Genomic DNA, 12181 nt, shown 5'->3' on the forward strand with positions numbered 1-12181 from the left:
ATGCTCAAGCGACAAGACCAAAAGCACGCGCGCAGGTCAATTTTTCACGCTTTTTTCATGCACCGCAGCATTTCGCTGTGCGAACGAATGTTTCACAAAACGGTTGACACGTCCAATTTGGCTAGGCAAACTGATTTCCAGGGAGCCCGAAAATGAATGCAAATATGACAAATATTCAGACCGCAGCAGATCCGGAACTCATCGTCTTCAGCGATGACGAGGAAGGCAAGGACCGCCAGTTCGTCAACGCGCTGGCGCGCGGGCTGGAAGTGCTGCGCTGCTTCCGTCCCGGCGAAGTGTTCCTGTCGAATGCGGACATGGCCAAGCGCACGGGCATCCCGAAACCGACGATTTCACGCCTCACCTATACCCTCACCAAACTGGGCTACCTGAATTACTCGGACAGCCTAGGCAAGTACCAGCTGGGCGCCGGCGTGCTGGCCCTCGGTTACCGCATGCTGTCGAACCTCGACGTGCGCAAGATGGCGCGCCCGCTGATGGAAGAACTGGCCGAACATGCGCAAGCGTCCGTCTCGCTGGGCACGCGCGACCGCCTCAGCATGGTGTACGTGGAAACGTGCCGCAGCAGCGCCAACGTCACCCTGCGCCTCGACGTCGGTTCGCGCATCCCCCTGATGACGACCGCCATGGGCAAGGCCCTGCTATGCATCCTGCCGCAGGCCGAACGCGACTACCTGATGGATCACGCCAGGGTGCACGAGACGGAACGCTGGCCGCGCATCAAGGCCGGCATCGAACAAGGCTTCAAGGATTACCAGGACCGGGGCTTTTGCATCTCGGCCGGCGAATGGCAGAACGACGTGCATGCCGTGGGCGTGCCCATGCTGGGTGCCGACGGCGAACAGGTGATGGCCTTCAATTGCGGCGGCCCCGCCTTTTTGCTGTCGCGTGAAAAACTCGAGTCCGACCTGGGACCGCGCCTGGTCGCCCTGGTCAAGACAGTGGAAAAAAACCTGGGCCGCGGTTAGACTGCGCGCCCCCTCTTAATTACAGTACCGAGGACCCCGATGATACGCGACGAAGAAACCCTGAACATCCTGCTCGACAGCATCGCCCGTTTCGTGCGCGAAGTGCTGGTGCCGAACGAGGCGCTGGTGGCCGAAACGGACACCATCCCGCCCGCCATCGTGGCGCAGATGCGCGAACTGGGCCTGTTCGGCCTGTCGATCCCGGAAGCCTACGGCGGCCTGGAACTGAGCATGGAAGAAGAAGTCCGGGTCGCGTTTGAAATCGCCCGCACCTCGCCCGCCTTCCGCTCGCTGATCGGCACGAACAACGGCATCGGCTCGCAAGGCATCGTCATCGACGGTACGGAAGCACAGAAACAATACTATCTGCCCAAGCTGGCGGCCGGCGACATCATCGGCTCGTTCGCTTTGACGGAAGCGGGGTCAGGTTCCGACGCCGCGTCCCTGCGCACGACGGCCGTGCGCGACGGCGACTTCTATATCCTCAACGGCAGCAAGCGCTATATCACCAACGCGCCCGAAGCGAGCATTTTTACCGTCATGGCCCGCACCGACCCCGTCAAGCGGGGCGCATCGGCCATTTCCGCCTTCATCGTGGAAAAGGACACGCCCGGCCTCTCGCTGGGAAAAATCGATAAAAAGATGGGCCAGCAAGGCGCGCATACCTGCGACGTGATCTTCGAGAACTGCCGCGTCCCGGCGGCAAACCTCATCGGCGGCAAGGAAGGCGTGGGCTTCAAGACGGCCATGAAAGTGCTCGACAAGGGCCGGCTGCATATCGCCGCCGTCTGCGTGGGCGCGGCCGAACGCATGCTGACCGACGCCCTCGCGTATGCGATGGAGCGCCAGCAGTTCGGCCAGCCCATCGCGGAATTCCAGCTGATCCAGGCCATGCTGGCCGACAGCAAGGCGGAAATCTACGCGGCGCGCAGCATGGTGCTCGACGCGGCGCGGCGCCGCGACAACAAGGAAGATATTTCGACGGAAGCGTCGTGCTGCAAGCTGTTCGCCTCCGAAATGTGCGGCCGCGTAGCCGACCGCTCCGTGCAGATCCACGGCGGCGCCGGCTATATCAGCGAATACGCGGCCGAGCGCTTCTACCGCGACGTGCGCCTGTTCCGCATCTATGAAGGCACGACGCAGATCCAGCAGATCGTCATCGCCCGCAACATGATCAAGGCAGCGCAAAAGTGAAGGAGGCCGCCATGGATATTCCCGCCCTGCTGGCCGGCTTGCCGGCACGCCTGTCGGCCATCCCCGCCCACTGGGCGGCACGCGCGCCAGACGCACCCGCGCTGCATGAAGCTGGCCGCAGCTGGACCTATGCGCAGCTGCAGCACAGTGTGGAAGATGCCGCTCGGCTGCTGCGCCAGCTGGACGTGCGCGCCGGCGACCGCCTGATGGTGGTGGGAGAAAACGGCGCGCTGCAGGTGGCGCTGATCTTCGCGGCGGCCAGCATCGACGCGTGGATCGTCAACGTCAACGCGCGGCTGTCGGCGCGCGAAATCGATACCATCGCCACGCACAGTTCCGCGCGGCGCGTGCTGTTCCTGGCCGGCGCCTCGCCGGAAGCGGCCGCGCATGCGGCACGTCTGGGCGCGGCCAGCGCCACGGTCGACGGCATGGGCGAGCTGCTGGTCGGCGACTTGAACGAGACAACTATCGTCGAAGACACGGTCCCCGGCAACGAACAGGTGGCCGCGCTGATCTACACGACGGGCACGACGGGGCAGTCGAAAGGCGTGATGCTGACGCACCGCAACCTGCTGTTCATCGCCGCCGTGTCCAGCACATTGCGGGGATTGAGCAGCACCGACCGCGCCTACGGCGTGCTGCCGATTTCGCACGTATATGGCCTGGCCTCGGTGGCCCTCGGCACCCTGTATGCGGGCGCCGCCCTGTACCTGGTGCCGCGCTTTTCCGTCGACGGCCTGCTCTCGGCCCTGAAAAACGACGGCTTGACCATCGTGCAGGGCGTGCCCGCCATGTACGCGAAACTGCTGCAAACCCTGGGCGGCGCCGATACCCCGCTGCCGACGAAGCTGCGCTTCGCGTATGCGGGCGGCTCGCCGCTGGCGCCGTCGCTCAAGCACGAGGTGGAAAAGCTGCTGGGCACCGCGCTGCACAATGGCTACGGCATGACGGAAAGCGCGCCCACCATCAGCCAGACGCGCCTGGAAGCGCCGCGCCGCGACGATTCCGTCGGCACGCCGATACCGGGCGTAGAAGTGCGCGTGGTGAGCGTTGACGGCCTTGATGTGGCGCCGGGCGAGCCGGGCGAACTGTGGATACGCGGGCCGAACGTCATGGCCGGCTATTACCGCGAACCGGCCATGACGGCGGCCACCATGCGCGATGGCAGCTGGCTCAATACGGGCGACATGGCGCGCCAGGATCCCGACGGCGCCCTCTTCATCGTCGGCCGCACCAAGGAGCTGATCATCCGTTCCGGCTTCAATGTGTATCCGCTGGAAGTGGAAACGGCCCTGAACGCCCACCCGTCCGTGGTGCAGTCGGCCGTGGTGGGACGCACTGTGGCCGATGGCAACGAGGACGTCATCGCCTACGTGGAGCTGGACCCGCGCCAGCCCGCCAGCGTGGCACAATTGCAGGCCTGGCTGGCGCAGACCCTGTCGCCATACAAATGCCCGTCCGCCATCATCGTCATGGACGCGCTGCCGGCCGCCGCCACGGGCAAGATTTTAAAGGGGCAGCTGCGGCAAATGGCGCAGAATGCACGATAAGTTGACCATGTATTACCAGAACCGACAATAAAACCAAGCCACATCACCGGAGGAGACACGATGAAACGCACCTACACACGCATCGCCATGGCAGCACTGGTTGCCAGCGCCTGGATGACGCAGGCCAGCGCCGACGAATTCCTGGTCGGCGCGGAAATCCCGTTGACGGGCAACCTGGCGCGCGTCGGCGCCGGCATGCAGGAAGGCATCATGGTCGCAGCCGAGGTCTTCAACAAGACCAACGGCAAGCACACCATCAAGATCATCACCGTCGACGACGAATCGGCGCCCGCCAAGGCCATCGCCGCCGTGGAAAAGCTGGCCAGCCAGGGCGTGGTGGCCATCACGGGCGGCTATGGCTCGAACAATATCTCGCCCGCCTCGGACACGGCGAACAAACTGGGCCTCGTCTACATCACCTCGGGCGGCGTGGACGACAGCCTGGTATCCAGCGGGCGCAAGAATTTTTTCCGCATCAATAACACGGCCGGCTACGAAAAAGCCATGCTGGGACTGCTGCAGGACGTGGGCGCCAAGTCCGTCTCCATCGTGTACTCGACCAAGGATGCCACCACGGGCCTGGCGAAGGACGTGGAAAAAGCCCTGGCAGCCAAGGGCGTGAAAGTGACGACGCACTCGTTCGACCCGGCGATTACGGACTTCAAACCCATCATCAACAAGATCAAGCTGCAGGACAAATCGGAAGTGGTGGCCATGGTCGGCTATGAAAACGACTATGTGGGCATCATCCGCGCCGCCCGCGTCCTGAAGCCGAAGATCAAGGCCATGGTGGGCGTGTGGTCGCTGGCCACGCCGAAAATGGCGGCCGACTTCCCCGACCTGATGCCGAACGTCTTCGGCACGGCCCTGCTGCCCTTCCCTACCGAATTCAAGACGGCCGACGGCAAGGCGTTCAGCGACGCCTACAAGCAGCTGTACAAGAAGGAACCGGACTACCTGGGCCAGTTCGGCTATGTGCAGTCGATGCTGCTGTTCGAAGCGATCGCGCGCGCGGCCGACAAGGGCACCATCAAGAAAGGCGGCGTGGCCGAGGAAATGCGCAAGACGGACCGCGAAACCCTGATCGGCCGGGTGCAGTTCGCCGCCAACGGCGACAACCAGAACTTCGTGCACCGCATGGCGCAGCACCAGGACAAGAAAGTGGTGATCGTCTGGCCGAAGGAACACGCGACGGGCAAGCTGGCCTATCCAGCCCTGCCCTGGTAGGCAGCCTCCCGCTGCGCACGCGCACGCCTGCCGGGCGTGCACCGATGAACGGCTTTCCTGGTGCATCTTCGCGATGCGCCAGGAAAGCCTGACGGGATGACGACATGACAGAATTAATCTTGCAAGCCCTGTATTCGGGCTTGCTGCAGGGCGGCTCCTACGCCCTGATCGCACTGGGACTGGCGCTGGTCTTCGGCACCATGAAAGTGATCAACCTGGCGCACGGCGAACTGGTGCTGCTAGCCGCCTACATCGCCTACAGCGTCGAATCGGGCCTGGGACTCGGTCCCATGTTCGCCATTCCCATCGCGCTGGTGATCGTCAGCCTGACGTCCGTGGGCGTCTACCTGATCGTCAGCCGCATCAAGAAGGACCGCGAAATCAATTCGCTGATCCTCACCTACGGCATCGGCGTCATCCTCACCAATTTCATCCTGCTCGTGTGGAAGGCCGACATCCGCTCGACGTCGTCGAGCTGGCTGCAGGAAGGGTTTGAAATCGGCCCGTTTTTCAGCATGCGCAGCGAAGTGATTTTCTTTGGCGTCAGCCTGGTGCTGATGGCGGCGCTGTGGCGCTGGCTGTCCACCAGCTGGTATGGCCGCGCCGTGCGCGCCGTCTCCAGCAACCGCGACGCGGCCAAGCTGATGGGCATCGACCCGGGCCGCACGGAACTGGTGTCCTTCCTGGTCGCCGGCATCCTGGCCGCCTTCGCGGGCGTCGCCCTGTTCAGCTATGGCGTGATCCAGCCGGCCTACGGCGGCGCGCTGACGGTGAAAGCCTTCATCATCACGGTATTGGCCGGCATCGGTTCCATTCCCGGCGTGCTGCTGGCCGCCGTGCTGCTGGGCGTGGCCGAAGCGCTGACCGTCACCCTGGCCAGCTCCGCGCTGCAGGAATTGTCCGGCATGGTGCTGTTCCTGCTGGTGCTGTTCATCATGCCGAACGGCTTGTTCGGCGCACAACGGAGGCGCGGATGAAGCGCTCGACACTGATTTCCACGGCGGGCCTGCTGCTGGCCGCGTACATCGCCGTGCCGCTGGCACTGGGCGGCAACCAGTACGTGATGAGCATGGTGGTGGCGGCCCTGATCATCGGCGGCGTGGCCATGTCCTGGGCCCTGCTGGGCAACCTGGGCGGCATGGTCAGCTTCGGCCACGCAGCCTTCTTCGGCGTAGGCGCGTATGTCTCCGCGCTGGCCACCGTAAAACTGGGCTTGCCCGTGTTTGCCGCCATGCTGCTCGGTGGCGCGGGCGCGGCCATCGCCGCCGTCATCATGCTGCCCGTGCTGCGCCTGCGCGGGCCGTATTTTGCGCTGGCCATCCTCGCCTACGCCCACATCTTCCGCATCCTGGCCACGGAATGGAGTTCCGTCACGGGCGGCGCCGGCGGCATCAACAATATCCCGGCCTTGCCTACCGTCTTCGGCTTCGACCTGGCCAGCAAGACAGGCGCCTACCTGGTGGTGCTGACCCTGGTGGTATGCTGCGCGTTTGCCTACAGCCGCATCCGCGCCAGCCACTACGGCATCGCCCTGCGCGCCATGCACGACAGCGAAGACGCCACGCGCGTCGTCGGCGTCAACAGCACCCTGCTGAAAGGCGCCATGCTGCTCGTATCGGCCTTCATGGCGGGCCTGTTCGGCGCCTTCAACGCCCACTACATCAATTTCCTGGAACCGGACTACGCCTTCAACAGCCTGTGGGTGACCTTGCCCATCGTGGCGGCCATCTTCGGCGGTTACCGCACGATACTCGGCCCCGTGCTGGGCGCCGTGGTGGTCTACCTGGTCGACCAGCTGATTTTCAAGTCGCTGATCCCCACGGGCCACCAGCTGGTGCTGGGCGTGCTGCTGGTGGCGATGATCGTCTTCAGTCCGAACGGCTTGCTGCCGCTGCTGCGCAAACTCGTCAAAGCGAAGGAAAAAGCACATGCTTGAACTCGATAATGTGTCCGTGCGCTTCGGCGGCCTGACGGCCGTCGATTCCGTCACCCTGAAGGTGGGCAGCCACGATGTGATCGGCCTGGTGGGCGCGAACGGCGCCGGCAAGACCACCCTGTTCAACGCCATTTCCGGCCTGGTGCGCCCCACCAGTGGCGGCATCAGCTTCGAGGGGCGCGACATCATGGCCACGCCCATGTACCAGCGCGCGCGCCTGGGGCTGGGCCGCACCTTCCAGATTCCGCAGCCCATGCATGAATTGACGGTGCGCGAAAACCTCGTCGTGGCGCAGCGCTTCGGCACCGGCAAAGTGGACATGCGCAAGATCGATGAAATCCTCGACTTCACGAGCCTGGCGGACAAGGCGCAGCGCGACGCGGCCAGCGAACTGGCGCTGACGGAATTGAAGGCGCTGGAAGTGGCCAAGGCGCTGGCGACGAACCCGAAACTGCTGCTGCTCGACGAAGTGCTGGCGGGACTGGAAACGAATGGCAAGCGCCGTTTCATGGGCATGCTCAAGGACTTGCACGCCGCCTTTGGCGTGGGCATCGTCATGATCGAGCACGATATCGAAACCATCAGCAATCTGTGCCAGCGCGTGGCCGTGCTCAATTTCGGCCAGCTGATCGCCGACGGCACGCCCGATGCGGTCTTCCGCAACCCGGCCGTCATCGAAAGCTACACGGGAGCCGCGCATGCTTAACATAGAGAATCTGCGCGCCGGCTATGGCGCCATCAATGTGCTGTGGGATGTGTCGCTGTCCATCCAGAAGGGCAAGCTGACCACCATCATCGGCCCGAACGGGGCCGGCAAGACCACTCTGCTGCGCGCCATCATGGGCTTGCTGCCCGTGGGCGCGGGCAGCATCGCGCTCGATGGCACGCCCATCAACGGCACGCCGACGTGGAAGATGAGCGACGCGAGGGTCACGATGATACCCGAGGGGCGCATGACGTTCCGCGACATGAGCGTGGAAGAAAACCTGATCATGGGCGCCTTTCCGAAGGAGCACCGCAGCCACATGCCTGCGCGCCTGGCGGAAGCCTACGCCATGTTCCCGCGCCTGCACGAGCGCCGCAGGCAGCTGGCAGGGTCCCTGTCCGGCGGCGAGGCGCAGATGCTGGCCATGGCGCGGGGCTTGATGTCGGATCCGTCGCTGCTGATCATCGACGAACCGTCGCTGGGCCTGGCGCCGCTGGTGGTCAACGAGCTGTTCGACATCCTCGCGCGCCTGAACGACGGCAAGCGCACCATCATCCTCGTCGAGCAGAACACGGCGCGCGCCGTCGGCGTGGCCGATCACGTCTACCTGATGCAAAGCGGCAAGGTGGCGCTGTCGCAGGCGGCCTCAGAGGTCGACCTCGAGCACCTGCATGCGCTCTACTTTGCGCGCTAATCGGCGGCAAACACCAGCCCCGGCATCTTCGCCACGCAATCGAGGTTCAAGGGCGCGCGCGAGTCGCGCAGGAATGCCAGTGTCAGCTGTCCGCCGCAGCGGTTGAACATGGCGCCATGCGCCTGGCCCGGTATCTGCACGAAGCGCGCGTTGGGCATGCTGCGCAGCAGGCGCCGGCCCCAGGCTGGCGGCGTCACGGGATCGAATTCGCCGGCCAGGATCAGCACCGGCACGTCGCTTTTCACGGCATCGTTTGCCTGCGCCGCAGCCGCTGCAACGCGCCAGGCGCCGCACATCCCCGGCGTCGCCGTGCGGTTATCCGCGCCGCCCAGCCCCAGGGCCGGCGCCACTTGCGCGGCCATGCGGTCGGGCTGCTCGAACGGCATCTCCTCGCCGCACCAGATCGACAGGCGCAGTCCCCAGTTGAAGCTGGAAGGAGCGCTGCGCAGCAATGGCAGCAAGCCTTGCGGACGGCCCTGCCCCGCTTCGCTGATCAGGCGAGGCAAGGTGGGGATCAGCGCGGGCTGCTGCAAGCCCTCGGCCAGGGCATTGACGATGTCGCGCCGGCGCAGCACGCGCCCGGGCGCCGCGATGCCGTCGCGGTCCGCGCGCGCAAGCAGCGCGTCCAAGCGTCCGCGCAGGTCCGGGTAGCGCACGTCGCACGCAGGCTCCGTCGCGCAGCCGTCGAGGACCAGGTCGATGGCGCGCCGCAGCGGCGCGGCGGCCATTTCGTCATAGTTGATGTCAACCGGCAGCACGGAATCGAGCACCACGCTGCGCACGCCCTCGGGATGGCGCGCCAGCACCGTCTGCGCCAGGCGGGTGCCGTAGGAGTAGCCGATCAGGTTCCACTGCGCGATGCCGAGCAGGCGACGCAGGTCGTCGAGGTCGTCCGCCGATTCCGCCGAGGTGTAGCCATCGAGGTCGATGCCGGACGCCACCAGCCCGGCGCGGCAGCGTGCAACGGCCTCGGTCTGCGCGGCCGGCGTGGCCTCCGCCGCCCGCAGCGCGTTCAGCTCAGGACAGGCGAGCGAAGGCTGCGCATGCTTGTTGCCGCGTCCTTCCAGCAATATCTGGTCGCGTTCCAGCAGGAAGGGATTGCCTTTGCCGCTGCTGCGCCCGTCGATGCTGCTCAAGCCCGGCCCGCCGGGGAGATACACGACGGGATCGGCGGCGGGCGTGGCCGCGCCGCTACGGAAAATCATGACCGGCAAGGCGATGGCGCGGCTATCGGCCTTGCCCCGATGTTCGGGTACGGTCAGCATGCCGCACTCTATCTTTTCGCCGGGCAGCACCGGCACTGCGCAGGCGGACGCTGCGAAGGCCGGTTTGACGGGCAGTGTGTCCGGCGCGGCGGCGCAGGGCTGCGCCGCTGTTACCAAACACGCGGCGGCAAGCATGGAAAGGCGAAATGGAAGCAAGGAACCTCCTCGGCAGCATGGGCGTACGACAGGATGGAATGGCACACTGCCCACTCATTTAGTTGCCAGATTACCACGCAATCGCGGCCCTGGCCGCAAGAATCTGTTACCGGGCCGGGGCGCAGTTCGACCGGCCTGCGGCCATCACTCGTCGTCCTCGTCCTCGTCGTCGGCCAGCTTGTCAAACACCTGCAGCTCGGCCTTGCTCAGTCCCGTCATCACGAAGGGATCATCGGCAGGAAAGCGGCCAGTGTCGACCAGCATGCGCAGCTTGCTCAAGCGATCGCCCAGCGCCAGCGCTTGCGCCTGCGGATCGGCGTGGTCATCGGCGCCGGCCTGCCCGATCGCGCGGGTCACGGACTCGGGAAACTCCCATAATTCGGCGATCCGTACCGACAAGATGCGCGCTTGCGCAAACACCTGGGCAATGAAGGCGTCCGATTGCGGGAAGGCATCGGGCGCGTGCATCTGGTCGATCAGGCGGAACGCCACCACCAGGCCCACATTGGCCATCAGCCCCGCCAGATAGGCGTCGAAGGCGTTGGCCTGCATTGCGGGCGCGACCAGGTTGGCCGCCAGCGCGCATTTCTCGGACTGGCGCCAGATCAGCGGCGCCGTGCGTATGGTCAACCCGCCGCTTTGCATGCTGACGATGGGGCGGAAGGCGACGCGGGCGAGCAGCATGCGCATGCCGTTTTGCCCGAGCAGCATGATGGCGCCTTCCATATTGTTGATCGACGGGCTGGCGTTGTAGCGCGAATGGTAGCGGGGCCGGTTCGCTTCGCGGTAGACCTCGGCGACCAGCGGCACGTCCTGGGCCAGCTGGCGCGACAGCTCGGCCGCGCTCATGTTTTCATTTTGCAAGGTACGCATCAACTGCGGAATGATGGCCGGGATGCGCGGCACCAGCGCGGCGCCGGCGATCGGTTCACTGGCCAGGCGCGTCAATTCATCCAGAATCTGCTGTTCGGCCTGCGCTGTCGCCTGCGCCGAACCCGCGGCCGCCAGCCAGCGGTAGTAGATGGCATCGATTTCGGTGATGGTGGCTGGCTGCCGTGTCATCTCGGGCGCCGCCGCTGCCGTGACTGGCGCAAGCTTGCTTTTTTCGCCGCCGTTCAGTAATTTTCCTATCCAACCCATTTTGCTTTTCCAGCCCTATATGCATCACTATCGCGACATCCGCTGCGCGATTTTACTTGATGACAGCCGTGCCGGTGCGATGGGCGTGGCCGCCTTGGTCCACCTGCCGCAAAGTGCTACAGTGGCGCTCTCGCAGTTTCCCCTCTTTGCAAGGTAAATCATGAGCAACATGCTGGCCCGCTACGTCACCACCCAGGCGTACAACAACGCCTGGAGCAACCACCGCCTGCTGAAAGCCTGCGGCGAGCTAAATCTGGCCGAATTCCAGGCGACGCGCGTCAGTTTTTTCCCCACCATCCAGTTCACCCTGAACCACATCCTCACATGCGACTGGTTTTATCTCGACGCGCTGGAGCGCGAGCTGCGCGGCGAGGCGCCGCATGCCGACTGCTATGCCTTCTTTGAACAGGACGAGCCATTTACCGACTGCGCCACGCTGCAGGCGGCCCAGCATGCGTCTGACGCGCGCCTGATCGCCCACTGCCGCAGCCTGTGCGACGCCGACCTGGCGCGGCCCGTGACGATCCTGCGCGACACGCCGCAAGTGGACACGCGCCAGCGCATGCTCGCGCATTTGTTCCAGCACCAGATCCACCACCGGGGGCAAGTGCACGCCATGCTGGCCGGCACGCGCATCGCGCCGCCCCAGCTCGACGAATTCTATTGCGCCGGCGAAGCGGGCGAGCGGGCGCAGGATTTTGTGGAACTGGGGTGGACGGAGGACGACGTCTGGGGAGCGCGTTGACGCCTGCCTCGCTCATGCTCCCACACGATCCCATGCCAGACCTCGACCGCCTTCAGTTGTTCGCCCCCTCCAGCGCCGACCTTCCCGCCTTGCTGGCCTTCGAACTGGAAAACCGCGCGTACTTTGAAAGCTGGGTCACGGCGCGCGCGCCATCCTATTACCACCAGGAAGCCATCGCCGCCGCCATCGAGCAGGCGCAGCGCGAACGCCAGCAGGATCTCGCCTACCAGTATCTGGCCAAACTGGATGGGCAAATCATCGGCCGGGTCAACTTGACGGCCGTCACGCGCCCCTATTTCAACAAGGCGACGCTCGGCTACCGCATCGGCGAACGGTTCGGCGGACGCGGCTACGCCACGCGCGTGGTGGCCCTGCTGCTGGAAGAGGCTTTCGGCACGCTGGACCTGTGGCGCGTGGAAGCGACGGCGCGGCCGCAAAACCTGGGCTCGGTCGCCGTCATGCAGCGCAACGGCTTTCACCAGTATGGCCGCTCGGAAAAAGCCATGCGCTTCCAGGATGCCTGGTCGGACTTGCTGTACTTTGAACGGCGCAAGGAACACGCGGGCGCCTGAAAAACCG

13 protein-coding genes are annotated in these 12181 nt (G+C 65.0%); 11 read left to right on the forward strand and 2 right to left on the reverse strand.

Annotation, left to right across the window (positions count from 1 at the left end):
- Positions 1-164: 164 nt before the first annotated feature.
- The 8 genes from CLU94_RS02925 (at position 165) to CLU94_RS02960 (ending at position 8296) form a co-directional block, all read left to right on the forward strand.
- Positions 165-989, forward strand: coding sequence for an IclR family transcriptional regulator (locus tag CLU94_RS02925; protein WP_099664531.1), 825 nt, complete (start codon positions 165-167; stop codon positions 987-989).
- A 39-nt stretch (positions 990-1028) separates the two neighbouring features.
- Positions 1029-2183: an acyl-CoA dehydrogenase family protein gene (locus tag CLU94_RS02930; protein WP_099664532.1), complete on the forward strand. Its 1155-nt coding sequence runs from the start codon at positions 1029-1031 to the stop codon at positions 2181-2183.
- Positions 2184-2194: 11 nt separating this feature from the next.
- Positions 2195-3733, forward strand: coding sequence for a class I adenylate-forming enzyme family protein (locus CLU94_RS02935; RefSeq protein WP_099668136.1), 1539 nt, complete (start codon positions 2195-2197; stop codon positions 3731-3733).
- Positions 3734-3793: 60 nt separating this feature from the next.
- Positions 3794-4960 (forward strand): ABC transporter substrate-binding protein, encoded by a 1167-nt coding sequence (locus CLU94_RS02940; RefSeq protein ID WP_099664533.1) that lies wholly within the window; start codon positions 3794-3796, stop codon positions 4958-4960.
- 104 nt (positions 4961-5064) lie between these two features.
- Positions 5065-5937 carry a branched-chain amino acid ABC transporter permease gene (locus tag CLU94_RS02945; protein ID WP_035817692.1) on the forward strand — a complete coding sequence of 291 codons (873 nt, stop codon included), beginning with the start codon at positions 5065-5067 and terminating at the stop codon, positions 5935-5937.
- The gene (locus CLU94_RS02950) at positions 5934-6896 is read left to right on the forward strand and encodes a branched-chain amino acid ABC transporter permease (RefSeq protein WP_099664534.1); all 963 of its coding nucleotides are present in this window, start codon (positions 5934-5936) and stop codon (positions 6894-6896) included. The genes CLU94_RS02945 and CLU94_RS02950 overlap by 4 nt, the downstream gene beginning before the upstream one ends.
- Positions 6889-7602, forward strand: a complete 714-nt coding sequence (locus CLU94_RS02955) for an ABC transporter ATP-binding protein (protein ID WP_099664535.1) — start codon at positions 6889-6891, stop codon at positions 7600-7602. Before CLU94_RS02950 ends, CLU94_RS02955 begins: the two co-directional genes overlap by 8 nt.
- Positions 7595-8296, forward strand: coding sequence for an ABC transporter ATP-binding protein (locus CLU94_RS02960; RefSeq protein ID WP_099664536.1), 702 nt, complete (start codon positions 7595-7597; stop codon positions 8294-8296). Before CLU94_RS02955 ends, CLU94_RS02960 begins: the two co-directional genes overlap by 8 nt.
- Here CLU94_RS02960 and CLU94_RS02965 read toward each other — a convergent pair.
- The gene (locus CLU94_RS02965; RefSeq protein WP_180278574.1) at positions 8293-9561 is read right to left on the reverse strand and encodes an alpha/beta hydrolase; all 1269 of its coding nucleotides are present in this window, start codon (positions 9559-9561) and stop codon (positions 8293-8295) included. The genes CLU94_RS02960 and CLU94_RS02965 overlap by 4 nt on opposite strands.
- Before the next feature lie 300 nt (positions 9562-9861).
- Positions 9862-10779 carry an HDOD domain-containing protein gene (locus tag CLU94_RS02970; RefSeq protein WP_180278575.1) on the reverse strand — a complete coding sequence of 306 codons (918 nt, stop codon included), beginning with the start codon at positions 10777-10779 and terminating at the stop codon, positions 9862-9864.
- Here CLU94_RS02970 and CLU94_RS28305 point away from each other — a divergent pair.
- The 3 genes from CLU94_RS28305 to CLU94_RS02980 are packed head-to-tail and all read left to right on the forward strand — an operon-like array spanning position 10739 to position 12174.
- Positions 10739-11014: a hypothetical protein gene (locus tag CLU94_RS28305; RefSeq protein WP_180278576.1), complete on the forward strand. Its 276-nt coding sequence runs from the start codon at positions 10739-10741 to the stop codon at positions 11012-11014. The genes CLU94_RS02970 and CLU94_RS28305 overlap by 41 nt on opposite strands.
- Before the next feature lie 3 nt (positions 11015-11017).
- Complete coding sequence (locus tag CLU94_RS02975; RefSeq protein ID WP_099664539.1) at positions 11018-11602, forward strand: DinB family protein; 585 nt, start codon at positions 11018-11020, stop codon at positions 11600-11602.
- A 32-nt stretch (positions 11603-11634) separates the two neighbouring features.
- Positions 11635-12174 carry a GNAT family N-acetyltransferase gene (locus tag CLU94_RS02980; protein ID WP_180278577.1) on the forward strand — a complete coding sequence of 180 codons (540 nt, stop codon included), beginning with the start codon at positions 11635-11637 and terminating at the stop codon, positions 12172-12174.
- Positions 12175-12181: the final 7 nt, after the last annotated feature.

The organism is Janthinobacterium sp. 13, from assembly GCF_002749695.1.
GTDB classification, from domain to species: Bacteria; Pseudomonadota; Gammaproteobacteria; order Burkholderiales; family Burkholderiaceae_D; genus Janthinobacterium; species Janthinobacterium kumbetense.

Excerpts from the sequence above, each read along its gene's own strand:
- CLU94_RS02980 (WP_180278577.1), top strand. The coding sequence starts at position 11,635 with ATGCCAGACCTCGACCGCCTTCAGTTGTTCGCCCCCTCCAGCGCCGAC.
- CLU94_RS02950 (WP_099664534.1), top strand. The coding sequence starts at position 5,934 with ATGAAGCGCTCGACACTGATTTCCACGGCGGGCCTGCTGCTGGCCGCG.
- CLU94_RS02935 (WP_099668136.1), top strand. The coding sequence starts at position 2,195 with ATGGATATTCCCGCCCTGCTGGCCGGCTTGCCGGCACGCCTGTCGGCC.
- CLU94_RS02970 (WP_180278575.1), bottom strand. The coding sequence starts at position 10,779 with ATGACACGGCAGCCAGCCACCATCACCGAAATCGATGCCATCTACTAC.
- CLU94_RS02940 (WP_099664533.1), top strand. The coding sequence starts at position 3,794 with ATGAAACGCACCTACACACGCATCGCCATGGCAGCACTGGTTGCCAGC.
- CLU94_RS02930 (WP_099664532.1), top strand. The coding sequence starts at position 1,029 with ATGATACGCGACGAAGAAACCCTGAACATCCTGCTCGACAGCATCGCC.
- CLU94_RS02965 (WP_180278574.1), bottom strand. The coding sequence starts at position 9,561 with ATGCTGACCGTACCCGAACATCGGGGCAAGGCCGATAGCCGCGCCATC.
- CLU94_RS02960 (WP_099664536.1), top strand. The coding sequence starts at position 7,595 with ATGCTTAACATAGAGAATCTGCGCGCCGGCTATGGCGCCATCAATGTG.
- CLU94_RS02945 (WP_035817692.1), top strand. The coding sequence starts at position 5,065 with ATGACAGAATTAATCTTGCAAGCCCTGTATTCGGGCTTGCTGCAGGGC.
- CLU94_RS02925 (WP_099664531.1), top strand. The coding sequence starts at position 165 with ATGACAAATATTCAGACCGCAGCAGATCCGGAACTCATCGTCTTCAGC.
- CLU94_RS28305 (WP_180278576.1), top strand. The coding sequence starts at position 10,739 with ATGGCATCGATTTCGGTGATGGTGGCTGGCTGCCGTGTCATCTCGGGC.
- CLU94_RS02975 (WP_099664539.1), top strand. The coding sequence starts at position 11,018 with ATGAGCAACATGCTGGCCCGCTACGTCACCACCCAGGCGTACAACAAC.
- CLU94_RS02955 (WP_099664535.1), top strand. The coding sequence starts at position 6,889 with ATGCTTGAACTCGATAATGTGTCCGTGCGCTTCGGCGGCCTGACGGCC.